Origin of the sequence: Curtobacterium sp. MCLR17_034, assembly GCF_003234485.1 — a bacterium.
In the GTDB taxonomy this organism is placed as follows: Bacteria; Actinomycetota; Actinomycetes; order Actinomycetales; family Microbacteriaceae; genus Curtobacterium; species Curtobacterium flaccumfaciens.
The window spans coordinates 1-17,473 of the sequence record NZ_QKTH01000018.1 but is presented as its reverse complement, the minus strand read 5'-3'; the positions used below and the strand labels follow the sequence as shown (position 1 = coordinate 17,473).

The window sequence follows — 17,473 nt, the reverse complement described above, 5'->3', positions numbered from 1 at the left end:
CTGCCCAGCCTACGTTCGTCAGGCCGCGGCCGCAGCCTCGCTCCGTCGTCGGACGGCCTTCTCGATCGCGGAGATCGCGAGGCCGAGCAGGATCGACGCCACGACCGCGAGGGTCGTGACGAGGAAGGGCTGCTCGCGGCTCCAGCGCCCGGTGGCCGAGGCGATGCCGACGCAGTACGCGGCCCACACGACGTCGGCGAGCACACAGCTGAGGAGGAACCGCCGGAGGTCGAGCCCACTGTCCGCGCCGACCAGGTTCGTCGTCAACCGGCCCATCGGGATGAAGCGTCCGAGTACCGCGATGCGTCCGGGGGCGGCACGGTAGCGGCCGTCGATGGCGTCCCGGGCCGCGCGGACCTTCGGACGCGCGAACCACGACCTCGAGCCGAGGTCGACCGACCGCGCCAGGTGGTAGAGCCCGAGGTCGCCGAGGACCATCCCGATCGACGCCGCGACGACGAGGAAGAGGACCGGCAGGAGACCGCCGTCACCGCCCACCAGGAGCGTGCCGATCGCGACGACGAGTGCCTGGCTGGGCAGGAAGACCGCGACGCTGCCCACGGCGAGCACGAGGCCGACCACGAAGAACGCCCACGGGGTACCGACGAGCTGGACGACCAGGTCCTGTGCTGCGTCCACGACTCACCCTCCACGGGCGCCGAGGGGCACACCGGGGTCCATCCTCGCAGGTCCGGGGCGCTCCGCTCACGTGCGGTCGACGATCGCCCGCATCGTCGCGGCCGCGTCGTCCGGGCGGCCGTCGAGGACGGCGTCGGCGAGTGCGAGGTGGAGGCCGACGTCGCGCCGGTCCGGGCGGATGCCCCCGCGTTCGCGCAGCACCTGGCCGACCACCTGGTGCAGTCGTCGGTACAGGGCGTTGCCGGACAGGTCGAGCACGAGCGCGTGGAACCGCACGTCCGCGGCCACGAAGTCGAGGCGGTCGTCGCGGGTCGCGGCGGCCGCGAGCTCGTCCGCGGTGGTGCGGAGGGCCTCCCGTCGGTCCGCGTACTCGTCGAGCGCTGCCCGCCGGGCGGCAGCGGCAGCGGCGGCGGGTTCGACCGCCGCGCGCAGCTCGCGGAGCTCGGCCGCCACGCGCCCGCCGTCGGGGCCCCGCAGGCGCCACCGCACCACGCGCGGGTCCAGGACGTCCCACTCCCGCACGTCGAGGACGGTCACGCCGACCCGGCGACGTGCGCTGAGCAGGCCGAGCGCGACGAGGACGCGGACGGCCTCGCGGACGATGCTGCGACTGGCGCCCGTCCAGGTCACCAGGTCGTCGACGCTCCGGCGGCTGCCCACGGCGACCGCGCCGGAGACGACGGCGGCACCGACCTGGTCGAGGACCCGTTCGAAGGTGCTCGTCACCGCTGCGAGACCGGCGACAGCACGAGCTCGTCGATGCGCACGTGTGCCGGCGATCCGAGCACGAAGGCGACCGTCCGCCCGATGTCCTCCGGTTGGAGCATGCGCTGCCGGGCGGCCGCGTCGGGGACCTCGGGCCGTTGGTCGAGGAAGTCCGTCGCGACGTCACCCGGGCACAGGTGGGTGGCACGCACGCCGTGCTCGGCCTCCTGCTGATTGAGCGTCCGGACGACCGAGGCCAGCGCGGACTTGCTCGCCGAGTACGCGACACCCGCCCCCGGCTGGAAGGACCACCCGGCGTACGACGACACGACGACGACCACGCCGCCGGTCGCGCGGAGTGCCGGCAGCGCGGCGTCCACCAGCGAGACGACGGCGGTGAGGTTCGTGTCCACGATCGCGCGGAAGTCGGTCAGCGACTGGTCGTCCCACCGGCGCCTCGGGGCGTTGAGCCCGGCCGCCAGCACGAGCCCGTCGAGCCGCCCGTGCCGGTCGAGCACGGTGTCCCGCGCGGCTGCGACGGCGTCGGGGTCGTTCGCGTCGAGGGGCAGGACGTCCGCGGTTCCCCCGGCGCCGCGGATGGTGCGTGCGACCTGCTCGAGCCGGTCGGCACGGCGCCCGCTGAGGACCACGGTCCAACCGTCCCGCGCCGCTGCCTCGGCGCTCGCGGCCCCCATGCCGCTGCCCCCACCCGTGACCCAGAGCACACGCTGATCCGTCATGCTCGAATAGTATGCCTATTCAAGGCACCGACGACGGGAGCAACGATGCACCTCGACCTGACCGACCGCGTGGTGGTCGTGACCGGCGCAGCGCGCGGGATCGGCCGCACACTGGCCGACCGCTTCGTCAGCGAGGGGTGTCGCGTCGTCGCGCTCGACCTGACCTTCGAGCCGGACTTCCCGCTCGACCACGTCGTGTGCAACGTCGCCGACCCGCGGTCGGTGCGCGACGCCGTGGACGAGGTCGTCCGGCGGCACGGCACGATCGACGTGCTGGTGAACAACGCCGGCATCAACGTCACGGGCACGGTCGCCGAACTGGAGTGGGACGCCTGGCGCCGCTGCATGGACGTCAACCTCGGCGGCACGTTCCTGATGAGCCAGGCCGTGGCTCCGGTGATGCAGGCGGCCGGGCACGGTCGGATCATCAACGCCGCCTCGTTCGCGGCGATCGTGCCCAGCGTCGGGAGCGCGGCCTACGCGGCGTCGAAGGCCGCCGTCGTCTCGTTCACCCGGGTCCTGGCGTCGGAACTCGGCCCGTGGGGGATCACCGTGAACGCCTACGCACCGGGCATGGTGCCGACGGCGATGAACGGCTTCGCGACGATGCCGACCGAAGCCCAGGACCGCCTGCTCGACACGCTGTCGCTCCGCCGGTGGGAGACGCCGGACGACGTCGCCGACCTGCTCGTCTTCGTGGCGAGCGACGCCTCGGGCTACATCACCGGCACCCTGCTCGACGTCTCCGGGGGCAAGCTCGCGACGCAGATCCCCGCTCGCGCACACGGCCGGACCTGAGCGGACTGCTGTCCGGCCGCACAGGTTCTCCACATGGCCTCCTCCGTAGGCTGTGAAAGCCCAGTGAGCCGGACTGCAGCCCGACCCCGAGGAGGTGCCCGATGGTCCTCGTCCTCGTCGCGTTCGCGATCGTCGCCCTGATCGTCCCCGCCCTGACCCCCGTCCTCGGCCGCCGCGTGTTCTACGTCGCGGCCCTCGCCCCCGCCGCGGCGGCGGTGCTGACGATCGCCCAGACCGACGCCGCCCTGCACGGCAGCGTCGTCGAACGGCACCAGTGGGTCCCCCAGCTCGACCTCGACGTCACGCTGCGGATGGACGCCCTGTCGTGGGTGCTCGCACTGGTGGTGTCGATCGTCGGCGCGTTGGTGCTGGTCTACTGCGCCTCGTACTTCGCGCGGGACGAACCCGGGCTCGGTCGGTTCGCCGGGGTCCTGACCGCCTTCGCCGGCTCGATGTACGGGCTCGTGATCGCCGACGACGTCATCGTGCTGTTCGTCCTGTGGGAGGCCACGACGGTCTTCTCCTACCTGCTCATCGGGCACGACGCCGCGAAGCGTGCGAGTCGCGCCGCCGCCATGCAGGCGCTCGTGGTCACCACCGCGGGTGGTCTGGCGATGCTCGCGGGCCTCGTGATGCTCTCGGTCACGGCGGGCACGACCTCGCTGTCCGCGATCGTCGCCGATCCCCCGAGCGGCACGGTCGTCTCGGTGTCGGTGGTCCTCGTGCTGCTCGGGGCGCTCACGAAGTCGGCGATCGTGCCCTTCCACTTCTGGCTCCCCGCCGCCATGGCCGCACCCACACCGGTCAGCGCGTACCTGCACGCCGCGGCGATGGTGAAGGCCGGCATCTACCTGGTGGCCCGGCTCGCCCCCGCGTTCGCGCTGCTCGACGGCTGGCGCGAGACGATCACGCTGCTCGGCGTCGCCGGGATGCTCGTCGGCGGGTACCGGGCACTGCGGCAGACCGACCTCAAGCTCCTGCTCGCCTACGGCACCGTGGCCCAGCTCGGGTTCCTCGTGCTCGCCGCCGGCTGGGGTGCCCCCGCGGTCGCGCTGGGCGGGGTCACGCTGCTCGTCGCACACGCCGCCTTCAAGTCGACGCTCTTCCTGGTCGTCGGCGCGATCGACCACGTCACCGGCACGCGTGACCTCGGTCGGCTCAGCGGGCTCGGCCGTGCCCGCCCGTGGCTGGCGGTCGTCGCGGTGCTCGCGCTGCTGTCGATGGCCGGGATCCCGCCGACGATCGGGTTCGTCGCGAAGGAAGCCGTGCTGACCGGGTTCACCGAGTCCCTGCACGGCCCCGACGCCGGCTGGGCCTGGTTCGCCCTGATCGGCGTGACCGTCGGATCGGTGCTCACCGTGGCGTACTCGCTGCGGTTCCTGTGGGGCGCCTTCGCCCGCAAGCCCGGCGTCGCGACCACGGAGCCGCACGCCCTGCACGGCCTCGCCGTCGTGCCCTCGGTGCTCGCGCTGGCCGGGCTCGCACTCGGCCTGCTCACCCCGTTGGTCGCGCACGGCATCGAGCCCGCTGCCACGACCGCCGCACTCGGCGGACAGGAGGTCCCGCACCTCGCGCTCTGGCACGGCCTCGAACCCGCGCTCGGCCTGTCCGCGATCACCCTGGTCGGCGGCCTCGCGCTGTTCGCCCTGCGTCGTCCGGTCGAAGCGCTCCAGCACCGGCTCGCGGGGTTCCCGAGCGCTGCGGGCACGTACCGCCACGGCATGCGACTGCTCGACCGCGGAGCGACCGGACTCACCGCGAGCCTGCAGCGCGGCTCGCTCCCCTACTACCTGACGGTGATCCTGTCGGTCTTCGTCGCCGGGGCGCTCGCCAACCTGGTGCTCGGCGGGCCGTGGGAGTTCCACGTCCGGTTCGCCGACTCGTGGGGCCAGATCCCGGTGATGATCGTGATGTCGATCGCGGGCATCGCGGTGCTCACGGCGAAGACCCGGTTCGCCGCCGCGGTCCTGGTCGGCGTCACCGGCTACGGCCTCTCGGTGCTGTTCGTCCTGCACGGCGCCGTCGACCTCGCCCTGACGCAGCTCGTGGTCGAGACGGTCACCCTGATCGCCTTCGTCCTGGTGCTCCGACGGCTGCCCCCGCGCATCGCCACGACCAACCCGTCGCGGTTCCGGGTCGTGCGGGCGCTCTTCGCCGGGCTGGCGGGGCTGACGCTGGCGATCGTCGTCGTCGTTGCTGCCTCGGCCCGAACGGCACGCCCCCTGTGGCCCGACCTGCCCGCGCTGACGAGCTCGTTCGGGCACGGTCTGAACGTCGTGAACGTCGCCCTCGTCGACCTGCGCGGCTGGGACACCCTCGGTGAGCTCACGGTCGTGGTCGCCGCGGCCACCGGCGTCGCGAGCCTGATCTTCGTGAACTCACGCGAGGACACCCTGCCCCGGCTGCGGGACCTGCCGGAGACCCTGACCGCGAACGGCGAGCGCACCGACGGCGAGCCCCGCGCCTGGCTGCCGACGAGCGCCGCGATCCCGACCGGCCGCTCCGCCCTGCTCGACGTGGTCGTCCGCCTGCTGTTCCACGGCCTCATCGTGCTGTCGCTCTACCTGCTGTTCGCCGGGCACAACTCGGCCGGTGGCGGGTTCGCCGGTGGCCTGGTCGCCGGCATCGCGCTCGCGGCCCGCTACCTGGCCGGCGGCCCGGCCGAACTGGGCGCCGCGGCCCCGGTGCGTGCTGGTCGACTGCTCGGGCTCGGTGTCGCGACGGCAGCCATCACGGCGATCGTGCCGCTGTTCTTCGGCCGTGAAGCCCTGTACTCCGAGTTCTTCGAGGCCACCGTCCCGATCCTCGGGCACGTTGAGTTCGTCACCGCCACGTTCTTCGACATCGGCGTCTACCTGGTCGTCGTCGGCCTGGTGCTCGACGTCCTCCGCAGTCTCGGTGCCGAGGTCGACCGGCAGCGCCTCGAGGACGCCTCGACCCCGACCCGCGACACCACCGAGGGGTCCGTCAGCGACACCCTCGATGCCCCCACCCCGGAAGGGAGCGCCACGTGACCGTCACCCTCGTCCTCGTGATCGCCATGGCGGTGCTGTTCTCGTGCGGCGTCTACCTGCTGCTCGAACGTTCCCTGACCCGGATGCTCCTCGGCTTCCTGCTGCTCGGCAACTCGCTCAACCTGCTGTTGCTGGTGATGTCCGGGGCCGCGGGCGACCCGCCGATCGGCAAGAGCGCCGAGGGCATCACCGACCCGCTCCCCCAGGCGTTCGCCCTGACCGCGATCGTGATCACCTTCGCCGTCAGCGCGTTCCTGCTGGCCCTGATCCACCGGTCGTGGCAGCTGTCCCGCGCCGACGAGGTCGAGGTCGACGAAGCCGACGCCGCCATCGGCCGCGACCGCGACGAGGCGGCCGACGAGGACCCGGAGACCACCACCGACGCAGAACAGGAGGCGACCCGATGACCTGGCTCGTCCCGCTCCTCGTCCTCGTCCCGCTGCTCGGTGCCGCGGTCGCGCTCGGACTCCTCCGCCACCAGAAGCTCCAGCGCGCGATCACCGTCGTGGTGCTCGTCGTGGCCCTGGCCGTCGCCGCCACGCTCATGGTCCTGGTCGACCGGCACGGCACGATCGTGGTGCAGGTCGGCGGCTGGGACGCCCCCTACGGCATCTCGCTCGTCGTCGACCGGCTCAGCGCACTGCTGCTCACCGTCAGTGCGAGCGTCCTGCTGCTCGTCCTGCTCTTCTCGATCGGACAGGGCCTGGCCGCCGACGACGAGGACGCCCCGGTCACGATCTTCTACCCGACGTACCTGGTGCTCGCGGCCGGTGTGCTCGACTCGTTCATCGCCGGTGACCTGTTCAACCTGTACGTCGCGTTCGAGATGCTGCTGGTGGCGAGCTACGTGCTCATCACGCTGGGCGGCAGCGAACAGCGCGTCCGGGCCGGCACGACGTACATCGTCACGAGCCTGATCGCGTCGGCGATCTTCCTCGCCGCCATCGGGCTGGTCTACGGCGCCACCGGCACGGTGAACATCGCCCAGATCAGCGAGCGCGTCGCCGACCTGCCGGAACACGTCCAGCTGCTCCTGCACACGATGCTGCTGATCGGGTTCGGCATCAAGGCGGCCGTGTTCCCGCTGGCGTTCTGGCTGCCGGACTCGTACCCGACGGCCCCGGCGCCGGTCACCGCGGTCTTCGCGGGCCTGCTGACCAAGGTCGGCATCTACGCGATCATCCGGCTCGAGACGGTGATCTTCCCGCGACCACAACTCAACGAGGTGCTGCTCGTCGTCGCCGCACTGACGATGGTGGTCGGGGTGCTCGGCGCGGTGTCGCAGACCGACGTGAAGCGGCTGCTGTCCTTCACGCTGATCAGCCACATCGGCTTCATGGTGATGGGCGTCGGACTCGGCACCGTCGCGGGGACGGCGGCGGCGGTGTTCTACACGGTGCACCACATCGTCGTGCAGACCACGCTGTTCCTGGTGTCCGGTCTGATGGAGCGCGTCGGCGGGACGACCTCAACCCGGTCGCTCGGCGGACTGCTGAAGGCCGCGCCGCTGCTGGCCGCCCTGTACCTGATCCCCGCGTTCAACCTGGGCGGGATCCCGCCGTTCTCCGGCTTCATCGGCAAGCTCGGCCTGTTCCGCGCCGCCGCCGAGGACGGCTCCCCGATGGCGTACGTCACCATCGGGGCCGGCGTCGTCACCTCGCTGCTCACCCTGTACGCGCTCATGCGGGTCTGGGACGCCGCCTTCTGGCGGCCGAAGCCGGCGGCCGAGGCCGCCGCCCCGCACGCGACGAGTGCCGAACCGCACGCCCACCTGCGGTCGCCGGAACCGGCGCCGCTCACCGTCTCCGAGGAGACGGGTGAGGCGTACCACCCGGGAGGCTCGGTGACGGTCACCGACGCACCGCACGCGGCCACCGCCTCCAGTCCGACCACCGGCGCGACCGAGGCGGTCGGCGAGGCTCCCGAGAAGGTGCGCCTGCCGCGCATGCTCGTCGGCGTGACGACCGTCGCGGTGCTCGGGTCCGTCGCCCTGACGGTCGTCGCCGGCCCGCTCTACGGCTACGCGACCCGCGCAGCGGAGTCGCTGGAGTCGCCCGACCGCTACGTCCAGGCCGTGCTCGGAGGTGAGCGATGACCGACGTCCGCCGCATCTCGAACGCCAGGCGGATCGCGCTGGCGTGGCGCTACGACGTGCCCTTGGTCGCGGGACTCACCGTGCTGTGGGCGCTGCTCTGGGGGTCGTGGACCCCGCTGACGCTGCTGTGCGGCATCGTCGTGGCGCTCATCGTCACCCAGGCGCTGCCGCTCCCGCCGGTCCCCCTGTCCGCACGGTTCTCGATCGTGCACGTGCTGCGGTTCCTGGCGGTCTGGTCCGGGCTCGTCGTCGTGGCGTCCTTCCGGGTCGCCTGGGTCGCGTTCCGTCCCCGCGGTGTGCGGCGGAGCTCGATCACGCTCGTGCAGCTGCACTCCACGTCAGAGATGACCTTCACCCTGGCCACCCTCGCGATCTCGCTCGTGCCCGGCTCGTACGTCGCCGACGTGGACCTGCGGCGCCGTCGCCTGCTGCTCCACGTGCTCGACACCGAGCGCCTCGAGCAGGTCGACGACGAACGCCGCGTCGCACTCCGGATCGAGGCCATGGTCATCCGCGCACTCGGATCCAAGCAGGACGTCTCCGAGCTGTCCGAGCCCCTGCCAGAGGTGACCCGATGAGCCCCGCCGTCGTCGTGATGGGCATCGCAGTCGCGCTCGTGCTCGCGCTCCTCGGGGCGACGTTCGCCCTCGCGGTGTTCCGCATCGTGCGCGGTCCGACCATCCTCGACCGCATGATCGGCTCCGACATGGTGCTGACCACCGTGCTCGTGGTGATCGCCGCCGCGATGGTCATCCGCCAGGACCTGACCGGCATCCCCGTGCTCGTGGTGATCTCGGCGACGAGCGTCTTCGCCACGGTCGCCGTGGCCCGGGCCGTCACCCCCTCGGCCGACCCGTCCGACGAGGGACTGACCGTCACCACCCCCGAGCGCGCCGAGGAGGACCAGTCGTGATCGAGATCATCGAGTCGTTCGTCGACGACGCCGGCATCCGGGCCTGGATCGCCATCGGGCTGCTGCTCGTCGGGTCGCTGCTGTCGCTCGGCGCCGGGGTCGGCATCGTCCGGTTCCCGGACCCGCTCGTCCGCCTGCACGCGATGGCGAAGCCGCAGGTGCTCGGGCTCGCACTCGCGCTGGCCGCCATCGTCGTCGCGGTGTGGACGTGGACGGCGTTCTGGGTCGTGCTGCCGATCATGGTGTTCCAGCTGTTCCTGGTGCCGGTGTCGACGCACATGATCGCCCGCGCCGGCCTGCGCGCCGACGACTACCGGCACGAGGACCTGCTCGTCGACGACACCGAGTCCTGATCGTTTACAAGCGTTATCTCATTTTATGTGCGATGACTAAAGCGGTGTAAAATCGATAAGCTCTCGCCGTGGACAGCGTCAGGAATCCCTACACGCCCAATGCCGGCGCTACTCCGGAGATCGTGGCCGGCCGCGTCGAGCACACGCGGGCCTTCGAGGTACTCCTGCAACGTCTCTCCCGAGGACGCACCGAGCAGTCGCTCATCATGACCGGGCTCCGCGGGGTCGGCAAGACGGTGCTCCTCAACGAGTTCGCCGACCTTGCTCGGACCGCGAAGTGGGAGGTCGTGGAACTGGAAGCAAGCAAACACGACGACGGCCAGTTCCGGCAGACGATCGCCTCACTGCTCCGATCAGCCCTGCTCCAGATCTCTCCGCGGAAACGGTGGACGGACCGTGCACGTCGAGCAGCCGAGGTCCTCACCGCGTTCGGGATGTCCGTCGCCCCGGACGGCACCTGGTCCATGACCTGGGACGTCGAGCCAGCCGAAGGGCTCGCTGACCACGGCGATCTCGCCTTGGACCTGACCGACGTGCTCGTCGCGCTGGGCGAAGCCGCACAGGAGCACGGACGCGGGGTCGCGATCCTCGTCGACGAGGTGCAGTTCCTGCGGTCCGCGCAGCTCGAAGCGCTGATCCAAGCCCTGCACAAGACCGTGCAGCGGAAACTCCCGATCACCTTCGTCGGGGCCGGGCTCCCCCAGATCGCAGAACTCGCAGGGGATGCGAAGTCCTACGCAGAGCGGCTCTTCCGGTTCCCCGAGATCGATTCGCTCGGCGACGACGACGCACGAGAGGCGCTCATCCGCCCCGCGGAGCTCGAGCACGCGTCCTACGATCCGGACGCGGTCCATCTTGCACTGGAGATCACCAAGGGCTACCCCTACTTCATCCAGGAGCTCGGGTACCAGGCCTGGGAGATCGCGGCCGGCCCCGTCATCACCCTCGACGACATCGATGCAGCCCGCGAGGGCTACCTCACGAAGCTCGATCGGTCGTTCTTCCGTGTGCGACTCGACCGGGCCACGGGGCTGCAGACCGCGTACCTCCGCGCGATGGCTGAGCTCGGGCCGGACGCCCACAAGGCCTCCGACGTCGCAAGAGTGCTGCACCGAGAATCCACCCAACTCGGGCCGACGCGCGCGGAACTCATCGACATGGGCCTCCTGTACACACCGGAACACGGGTTCGCCGCCTTCACTGTGCCGGACTTCGACCAGTTCATGCTGCGGGCCGTACCGGAACTCGTCATCCCCGAGGTGCGGCGGCGACCACGCCGCGGGACCGGTTCTTGACCACCGACCTGACGGACCGGAGGCCCGTGGCGGCGTCGCCACGGGCCTCCGCTCCGTCAGACGCTCACGTTCGCGGTCAGGCGGTCGCGCCCCGACGCGGGAGCAGCAGGTTGAGGACCGCGGCGATCACGACGATCGCGGCGGAGACCGCCGGCAGCAGCATCGCTGCGGCGGTGCCGTGGTGCTCGGCGACGTCCCCGGTGATCGCGGAGGCGATCGACTGCCCGACGATGACGGCCGACCCGAGGATCGTCATCGTGGTCGCGGACCGGCCGACCGGTGAGCGCTCCGAACCGAGGCTGTACTGGGCGACCAGGGTCGGGCCGATCCCGATGCCCATGACCGCGAGGACGACGCCCGCGGCGACGACCGAGTCGGCGCTGGCGAACGCGATCGCACCGCCGAGGAGCACGACGCCGAACACGAGCCAGCGCCAGCCGAGGCCGAACGACCGCGGGAACGCTGCGGACCCGAGCGCGAGTCCGGCGGACCCGATGCCCATCAGGCCGTAGAGGAGGCCGGCCTGCGAGGCCTCGCCGTGGGTCTCCATGAAGGCCGTCAGCGAGGTGAGCGTCGAGCCGAAGAACAGGCCGATGCCGAGGATGCCGACGACCACGACGACGAGCCGCGGACGCAGGAGCTGCCGCGCGGGTGCCTGCGTCGACTCCGCGTGCTGGCCGACCACGAGCTTGCCGGTCGGGTGCAGCGCGAACGCCGTGACGAACACGAACGTCAGGACCGAGGCGCCGGCGACGGCCACCCACGGGGCGATCGCGCTGGCGAGGATGCCGACCAGGAACGGGCCGATGATGAAGACGGTCTCGTCGGCGGCGGACTCGTAGGCCATGGTGCCGCTGAGGGTCTTCTCGCGCCGCGCCGGGGCCATCCGCTGCCGGATGATCGCGACGAGCCGGGTGCGGGACATCGGGGCGACCTGCGGGGCAGAGGCGCCGATGCAGAACGCGACCGCGAGGACGGCGAGGTCGGGCGCGGTACCGCTGACGACGAATGGGAAGAACCCGAGCAGCGCCGCGTTCACCAGGCCGACGGGGACGAGCACCGCCCGCTGGCCGTAACGGTCCGCCGCGGCACCGACCATCGGGCCGAAGATCGCGGAGCCGATGCCGACGGCGGCGGAGTTGATGCCGCCGAGGGCGACGGAGTCACGGGCGGCGACGACGAGGGTCAGGACGCCGACCACCATCATCGCGAACGGGAGCCGGGCGATGAACGCCACGGGGAAGTACCAGCGGCCGGCGAGGGAGACGAGTGAGCGGTCCGGAGCGGGCGGGGCGTCGGTTGAGCGGGTCTGGAGCATCGGGGTTGTGCCTTCTCGGCCCGCCCGGTTCGGTGGCGGCGGACCCATCGGGTGCCGCCGTTGTCCGCCGGGATGCCGGCGGCCGGTAGATACACACTGCGTGTTGTCGAACGCTGTCGATGGTACCAACCGGCCGCCGCGCCCCGGAGGAGTTCGCTCCGGGCGCCGTCCCGGCGGTCAGCCGCGGCGCGGTCGCAGACCGTCGCCTGCGGCGCCGCCAGTCCACAGTTCGTGACCGGTCGGCGGGCGACCCGCGACGTGTTGTGACCGGCCCCCGCGGACCGGCCACGCGACGCGACGCGACCGGACGACGGACGGGAGGCGCGTGGCGGCGTGCCCCGCGCCTCCCGGCCGCCGCGCCGCGCGCCCAGGGCACCGCAGCGGTCACGACCCCCCGTCGGCCGTGCGCCGTGCGGTCGCAGACCGTCGCCTGCGGCGCCGCTGTCCGACAGTTCGTGACCGGTCGGCGGGCGACCCGCGACGTGTCGTGACCGGCCGGCGGGATCCGCCGAGCAACGAGATGCGACCAGCCGAGCGACTGCTGCGGCGTGGTGCTCGGGTCAGGAGACCTCGCCCGCGCGGGCTCCCGCCCACAGGTCGACGTCGGTGATGCCGACCGAGTGCTCGTCGATGACGCGGAGCTCCTCGTCGGTGAACGAGGTGTTCGACAGCGCGGCGACGTTGTCCTCGAGCTGCGACACCCGCGAGGCGCCGATCACGAGTGAGGTCACCCGCTCGTCACGGAGCGCCCAGGCGAGGGCGAGCTGCGCGAGGGACTGTCCGCGGGCGGCCGCGACGTCGTTCAGGGCGCGGAGGTGCTCGACGACCTCGGGCGTGATGCTCGACGCGTCGAGGGACTTGCCCGCTGCCGCGCGGGAGTCCTCGGGCACACCGTTCAGGTACTTGCCGGTCAGCAGCCCCTGCGCCAGCGCGGTGAAGCCGATGACGCCGAAGCCGAGCTCGCCCGCGGCGTCGAGCAGCCCCTCGGTCTCGATCCAGCGGTTGAGCATCGAGTACGAGGGCTGGTGGATCAGGAGCGGCGTGCCGAGGTCGCGGAGGATCTCGGCTGCCTGCCGGCTGCGCTCGGCGTCGTACGACGAGATCCCGACGTACAGCGCCTTGCCCTGCTGGACCGCGGTGTGCAGGGCGCCCATCGTCTCCTCGAGCGGGGTCGAAGCGTCGAGACGGTGCGAGTAGAAGACGTCGACGTAGTCCAGGCCCGTGCGCTGCAGCGACTGGTCGAGCGAGGCGAGCACGTACTTGCGCGAACCACCGCCCTGCCCGTACGGCCCCGGCCACATGTCCCAGCCGGCCTTCGTCGAGATGACCATCTCGTCGCGGTAGGGCCGGAAGTCCTCGCGCATCAGGCGGCCGAAGTTCACCTCGGCGGCACCGTACGGCGGGCCGTAGTTGTTCGCGAGGTCGTGGTGGGTGATCCCGAGGTCGAACGCCCGGCGGCTGATGGCGCGCTGGTTCTCGAAGGGCATGTCGTCCCCGAAGTTGTGCCAGTACCCCAGGGAGAGCAGCGGCAGGTCGAGGCCCGAGCGGCCGGTCCGGCGGTACGTCATCGAGTCGTAGCGGTCGTCACTGGCGATGTAGGTCATGGGACGAGCCTGGCACTCGATCGGGCCCTGACCTCGCATGCTTCGCTTCGCGGACCCATGATGGGTGCACGAGACCACGAGGAGACGACGATGGCACGGACGACGAAGACCGAGACCACCTTCACCGACGAGGAGCGCGCGGCGATGCAGGAGCACGCCGCGGAGGTCAAGCGCGCCCGCGGCACGAAGGGCACCAGGGCCGAGAAGGCAGCGGCCGACGCCGCTGCGGTCGAGGCGAAGATAGCCGAGATGCCCCAGCCGGACCGCGGGCTGGCGGAGCGCATCCACCGCATCGCGCTCGAGGTCGCGCCCGAGCTCGCGCCGAAGCTCTGGTACGGCATGCCCGCCTACGCCCGGGACGGCAAGGCGGTGTTCTTCTTCCAGGACGCCGCCAAGTTCAAGGCCCGCTACGCGACACTCGGGTTCCAGGACTCGGCCGCGCTCGACGACGGCACGTTCTGGCCGACGTCGTGGGCGATCAGCCCCGAGTTCTCCGAGGCCGACGAGGCACGGGTGGCCGACCTGATCCGTCGCGCGGTCGGCTGACGGTGCTCGGGCTGGGCGCCGCTCCCGTCTTCGCCCTGCTGTTCCTGGTGCTGTACGTCCTGGGGCGGCGACGGGACCCGCGGATGCTCCGCAACGGGGTGTTCCTGACGGCGGCCGTGCTGTTCGGGCTCGCGACGGTCGTGGCCGTGCTGACCAGGGTGGTCCCCGGGTTCAGCCTGCTCGTCGCCGTGGTGCTGCTGCTCGTGCCGCTCGCCGTCGTGGTGCTCGGGGTCGCCCTGGTCGCGAACGGTCTGCAGATGCTCCGGGCCGAGGGGCGCAGCGTCGGCAACCTGCTGTCGCTCGCCGCAGGGGTGGCGGTGTTCGTGCTGCCTGCGGTCGCCATCGCCCTGCTCGTCTCGGGCAGCGGCGAGGGCTTCACACTGTGGGACGGCACGAAGATCGCGATCGCCGTGCTGATGGTGTTCGTCTGCGGGTACTTCGCGCTGTCGCTGGTCGCGTTCGCCCTGTACTCGGTGGTCTACGGGCGGACGCGGCACGGCATCGTCCCCGACACGATCGTGGTCCTCGGCTCCGGGCTGGTGCACGGCGAGGTCCCGCCCCTGCTGCAAAGCCGGCTCGACCGGGCGCTCGACGTCTACCGGGCCGAACGAGCCGCCGGACGCCATCCGCTCCTCGTGCCGTCCGGCGGACAGGGCGACGACGAACCCCGCCCCGAGGGCACCGCGATGGCCGAGTACCTGGTGGCGCACGGTGCCGACGCGGGCGACGTCGTCGCGGAGACCGCGTCGCGGAACACCCGCGAGAACCTGCGGTTCTCGCGGGACGTGCAGACGGCCGCCGGCCGGGACGGCCAGATGGTCGTGGTCACGAACAACTACCACGTGCTGCGGGCGGCGACCTTGGCCCGCCGCCTCGACCTGCCCGCTCAGGTCGTCGGCGCGCGCACGGCGGCGTACTACGTCCCGAGTGCGTTCCTGCGGGAGTTCGCCGCGGTGATCGTCGAGCACCGCTGGCTCAACGTGGTCGCCTGCACGCCGTTCGTGCTGTTCACCGGGTTCCTGCTGTGGGAGTCGTTCCAGCAGTAGGATCTCCACCATGGTCGAGATCCCGGCGCCGCGGCCGACCGACCTGCTGCCCATCGGCGAGATCGTCCGCCGCACCGGCGTCGCAGCCTCGGCCCTGCACTTCTACGAGCGCAAGGGCCTGATCCACCCGGAGCGCACCGACGGCGGCACACGGATGTACCCGCGGCACGTCGAACGGCGGATCGCGATCATCCAGGTGGCCAAACGCCTCGGCATCCCGCTCAGCGAGGTCGCCGAGCAGTTCGAGGCCCTGCCCGCCGACCGCATGCCCTCGCTGCGCGACTGGAACCGGTTGAACGAACGGTGGCGCGCACGGCTGCGGGCCCGCCAGCTCGAGCTCGAACGCCTGCAGCAGGAGATGACGCAGTGCATCGGCTGCGGGTGCGTCTCGCTCGGGGCCTGCTCGGTCGTGAACCCCGGTGATGCCCTGGGCGACGAGGGGCACGGTGCGCGTCGCCTGCTGCCGATCCAGGACGAGGGGGCCGACGATGCCGCCGCCGACGCCGAGGACGCCGTCGCCTAGCCCGCGCGCAGTCCGTCGTCGATCCGCTGCAGCAGCTCCAGCGCCTCGACCGCACCCCGCTCGTCGCCACCGAGGGCCGTGCGGAGCTTGCCGGACCAGTGCCGGTAGAGCCGGTCCACGCTCTCCTGGGCCAGGGCGGTCGAGTGCAGCTGCACGGTCCGGGCGTCCGCCGGGTCCTGGCGCCGCTCGACCATGCCCTTCGCCACGAGCGACCGGAGTGCGACGCTGAGGTTGCTGCGCTGCAGGGCGGTCGCCTCGGCGGTGGCACTGGGCGAGGTGCCGGGGTTGCGGTTGATCCAGCGCATCACGAGCGCCTCGGTGCCGGTCAGCGGCACGATGTCGAGGGTCTCCGAGCCGTGCGGGTCGATGTCACGCGCGATCCGGAGCAGGACGTCCGCGAACTCGGCGAGGACGTGGTCGGACACGGCGGAGTGCATGACCGTACTGTACCGATCTCGGGCGATGAGTTATGCTTTCATAACAATGACCACGGACACCGGAACCATCCGCGCGACGATCGCGACACCCACGACCAAGCAGCAGGGCATCACGACCGCGCTGCTCCTGGTGCTCGGCCTGCTCAGTGCCGTCGCCCCCTTCGCCACCGACCTGTACCTGCCGGCGTTCCCGCAGATGACCACCGAGCTCGGGGCGAGCGCCACCGCCGTCCAGCTCACCCTGACCGCGTTCCTGGTGGGCGTGACCGCGGGCCAGCTCGTGTTCGGCCCGCTGTCCGACCGGTTCGGCCGCGTGCCGCCGCTCATCGCCGGCGCCGCGGTGTGCGTGCTCGCCAGCATCGCCGCGGTGCTCGCGCCGAACATCGGCGTGCTCATCGCTGCCCGCCTGCTGCAGGGCCTCGGCGGTGCGGCCGGCATGGTGATCAGCCGTGCGGTCATCTCCGACCTGGCGACCGGCAAGTCCGCCGCCCGCGCGTTCTCCCTCATGATGATCGTCGGCGGGGTCGCCCCGGTCGTCGCACCGCTGCTCGGCGGCCTGCTCACCGGTCCGATCGGCTGGCGCGGCCTGCTCTCGATCGTGCTCGGCCTGTCGGTCGTCATGCTCATCGCGGTCCTCGCCGTGATCCGCGAGACCCACCTGAAGGAACACCGCGACGCCCTGCGCGAGGAACGCCGTGGCTCGGGCTCGGCCCTGCGTGCCCTGCGCTCCCGCACGTTCCTCGGCTACACCGCGGTGTTCGGCTTCGCGTTCGCCGTGATGATGGCCTACATCTCCGCGTCGCCGTTCCTGTACCAGGACATGATCGGCTTCGGCACGGTCGGCTACGGCCTGGCCTTCGGGCTGAACGCCCTGGCGCTGATGGGCGTCAGCATCCTGTCCGCCAAGCTCACCGCGACCCGTTCGGTCACGGGCGTGCTGTCGCTCGGCATCGTGCTGGTGCTCGCGTCGACCGTGGCGTTCGCGCTGCTCGTCGTGTCCGGGGCGCCGGTCATCTGGCTCGCCGTGCCGCTGTTCACCGCGGTGGGCTCGCTCGGCCTGGTGCTCGGCAACGCCACGGCACTCGCCCTCGGTGCCGTGCCCTCGGCCGCCGGCAGCGCCTCGGCCGTGCTCGGTGCCCTGCAGTTCGGGCTCGCGGCGCTCGTGTCCCCGCTCGTCAGCATCGGCGGCTCGGACACCGCGGCGCCGCTGGCGATCGTGATGCTCGCCGCCGCCGTGGTGGCCGTCGTGGCGCTGCTCGCGGCGCGGGGCCGGACCAGCCGGACCAGCACGCTCAGCTGACCCGGAAGGACACCGGCCGCTGACCCGGAACGGCACCGCCCGCTGACCCGGAACGACACTGTCGACGTCGTACGACATCGACAGTGTCGTTCCGCGTCGACCAGACCCCCGCCCCCGGCCCCCGCCCCTCATACACCACCCCCACCC

The 17,473-nt window shown here is 71.8% G+C and carries 18 protein-coding genes; 12 read left to right on the top strand and 6 right to left on the bottom strand.

Annotated features, from left to right (window positions below):
- Positions 1 to 18: 18 nt before the first annotated feature.
- From DEI98_RS15350 to DEI98_RS15340, 3 genes are all read right to left on the bottom strand, one after another.
- Positions 19 to 639, bottom strand: a complete 621-nt coding sequence (locus DEI98_RS15350) for a DedA family protein (RefSeq protein ID WP_071404822.1) — start codon at positions 637 to 639, stop codon at positions 19 to 21.
- 66 nt (positions 640 to 705) lie between these two features.
- Positions 706 to 1,365, bottom strand: coding sequence for a FadR/GntR family transcriptional regulator (locus tag DEI98_RS15345; RefSeq protein ID WP_111101212.1), 660 nt, complete (start codon positions 1,363 to 1,365; stop codon positions 706 to 708).
- Positions 1,362 to 2,084 carry an SDR family oxidoreductase gene (locus DEI98_RS15340; protein WP_181438058.1) on the bottom strand — a complete coding sequence of 241 codons (723 nt, stop codon included), beginning with the start codon at positions 2,082 to 2,084 and terminating at the stop codon, positions 1,362 to 1,364. The genes DEI98_RS15345 and DEI98_RS15340 overlap by 4 nt, the downstream gene beginning before the upstream one ends.
- A gap of 45 nt (positions 2,085 to 2,129) precedes the next feature.
- On the opposite strand from DEI98_RS15340, the gene DEI98_RS15335 reads away from it, so the two are divergent.
- The 8 genes from DEI98_RS15335 to DEI98_RS15300 all read left to right on the top strand — a co-directional run bounded on the left by DEI98_RS15335 (position 2,130) and on the right by DEI98_RS15300 (position 10,552).
- Positions 2,130 to 2,882, top strand: coding sequence for an SDR family NAD(P)-dependent oxidoreductase (locus DEI98_RS15335; RefSeq protein ID WP_111101210.1), 753 nt, complete (start codon positions 2,130 to 2,132; stop codon positions 2,880 to 2,882).
- Positions 2,883 to 2,983: 101 nt separating this feature from the next.
- Positions 2,984 to 5,896 (top strand): Na+/H+ antiporter subunit A, encoded by a 2,913-nt coding sequence (locus DEI98_RS15330; RefSeq protein ID WP_111101209.1) that lies wholly within the window; start codon positions 2,984 to 2,986, stop codon positions 5,894 to 5,896.
- Positions 5,893 to 6,303 (top strand): Na(+)/H(+) antiporter subunit C, encoded by a 411-nt coding sequence (locus tag DEI98_RS15325; RefSeq protein ID WP_110865552.1) that lies wholly within the window; start codon positions 5,893 to 5,895, stop codon positions 6,301 to 6,303. Before DEI98_RS15330 ends, DEI98_RS15325 begins: the two co-directional genes overlap by 4 nt.
- Entirely contained in the window at positions 6,300 to 7,991 is a 1,692-nt protein-coding gene (locus tag DEI98_RS15320; protein ID WP_017887554.1) for a Na+/H+ antiporter subunit D, read from the top strand. Before DEI98_RS15325 ends, DEI98_RS15320 begins: the two co-directional genes overlap by 4 nt.
- Entirely contained in the window at positions 7,988 to 8,569 is a 582-nt protein-coding gene (locus tag DEI98_RS15315) for a Na+/H+ antiporter subunit E (protein WP_111101208.1), read from the top strand. The genes DEI98_RS15320 and DEI98_RS15315 overlap by 4 nt, the downstream gene beginning before the upstream one ends.
- The gene (locus tag DEI98_RS15310) at positions 8,566 to 8,904 is read left to right on the top strand and encodes a hypothetical protein (protein WP_051597118.1); all 339 of its coding nucleotides are present in this window, start codon (positions 8,566 to 8,568) and stop codon (positions 8,902 to 8,904) included. Before DEI98_RS15315 ends, DEI98_RS15310 begins: the two co-directional genes overlap by 4 nt.
- Positions 8,901 to 9,257 (top strand): monovalent cation/H(+) antiporter subunit G, encoded by a 357-nt coding sequence (gene mnhG / locus DEI98_RS15305; protein WP_071245814.1) that lies wholly within the window; start codon positions 8,901 to 8,903, stop codon positions 9,255 to 9,257. The genes DEI98_RS15310 and mnhG overlap by 4 nt, the downstream gene beginning before the upstream one ends.
- 68 nt (positions 9,258 to 9,325) lie before the next feature.
- On the top strand, positions 9,326 to 10,552 hold the full coding sequence (locus DEI98_RS15300) for an ATP-binding protein (RefSeq protein WP_111101207.1): 1,227 nt from the start codon (positions 9,326 to 9,328) through the stop codon (positions 10,550 to 10,552).
- Positions 10,553 to 10,628: 76 nt separating this feature from the next.
- Here the strand turns inward: DEI98_RS15300 and DEI98_RS15295 are convergent, their stop codons facing one another.
- Both DEI98_RS15295 and mgrA read right to left on the bottom strand, forming a co-directional pair.
- Positions 10,629 to 11,870 (bottom strand): MFS transporter, encoded by a 1,242-nt coding sequence (locus DEI98_RS15295; protein WP_111101206.1) that lies wholly within the window; start codon positions 11,868 to 11,870, stop codon positions 10,629 to 10,631.
- A 560-nt stretch (positions 11,871 to 12,430) separates the two neighbouring features.
- Positions 12,431 to 13,474, bottom strand: a complete 1,044-nt coding sequence (mgrA, locus tag DEI98_RS15290) for an L-glyceraldehyde 3-phosphate reductase (RefSeq protein ID WP_071245810.1) — start codon at positions 13,472 to 13,474, stop codon at positions 12,431 to 12,433.
- Positions 13,475 to 13,564: 90 nt separating this feature from the next.
- Here mgrA and DEI98_RS15285 point away from each other — a divergent pair, with 90 nt between their 5' ends.
- From DEI98_RS15285 to soxR, 3 genes are read left to right on the top strand one after another with little or no spacing between them, the layout of a single operon-like run.
- On the top strand, positions 13,565 to 14,020 hold the full coding sequence (locus DEI98_RS15285; protein WP_220037086.1) for an iron chaperone: 456 nt from the start codon (positions 13,565 to 13,567) through the stop codon (positions 14,018 to 14,020).
- 2 nt (positions 14,021 to 14,022) lie between these two features.
- Complete coding sequence (locus DEI98_RS15280) at positions 14,023 to 15,066, top strand: YdcF family protein (RefSeq protein ID WP_258370887.1); 1,044 nt, start codon at positions 14,023 to 14,025, stop codon at positions 15,064 to 15,066.
- Positions 15,067 to 15,076: 10 nt separating this feature from the next.
- Positions 15,077 to 15,589 (top strand): redox-sensitive transcriptional activator SoxR, encoded by a 513-nt coding sequence (gene soxR, locus DEI98_RS15275; protein ID WP_111101205.1) that lies wholly within the window; start codon positions 15,077 to 15,079, stop codon positions 15,587 to 15,589.
- Here soxR and DEI98_RS15270 read toward each other — a convergent pair.
- Positions 15,586 to 16,026, bottom strand: coding sequence for a MarR family winged helix-turn-helix transcriptional regulator (locus tag DEI98_RS15270; protein WP_216852147.1), 441 nt, complete (start codon positions 16,024 to 16,026; stop codon positions 15,586 to 15,588). The two genes, soxR and DEI98_RS15270, sit on opposite strands and share 4 nt — an antisense overlap.
- 46 nt (positions 16,027 to 16,072) lie before the next feature.
- On the opposite strand from DEI98_RS15270, the gene DEI98_RS15265 reads away from it, so the two are divergent.
- Positions 16,073 to 17,326 carry a multidrug effflux MFS transporter gene (locus DEI98_RS15265; protein ID WP_111054800.1) on the top strand — a complete coding sequence of 418 codons (1,254 nt, stop codon included), beginning with the start codon at positions 16,073 to 16,075 and terminating at the stop codon, positions 17,324 to 17,326.
- Positions 17,327 to 17,473: the final 147 nt, after the last annotated feature.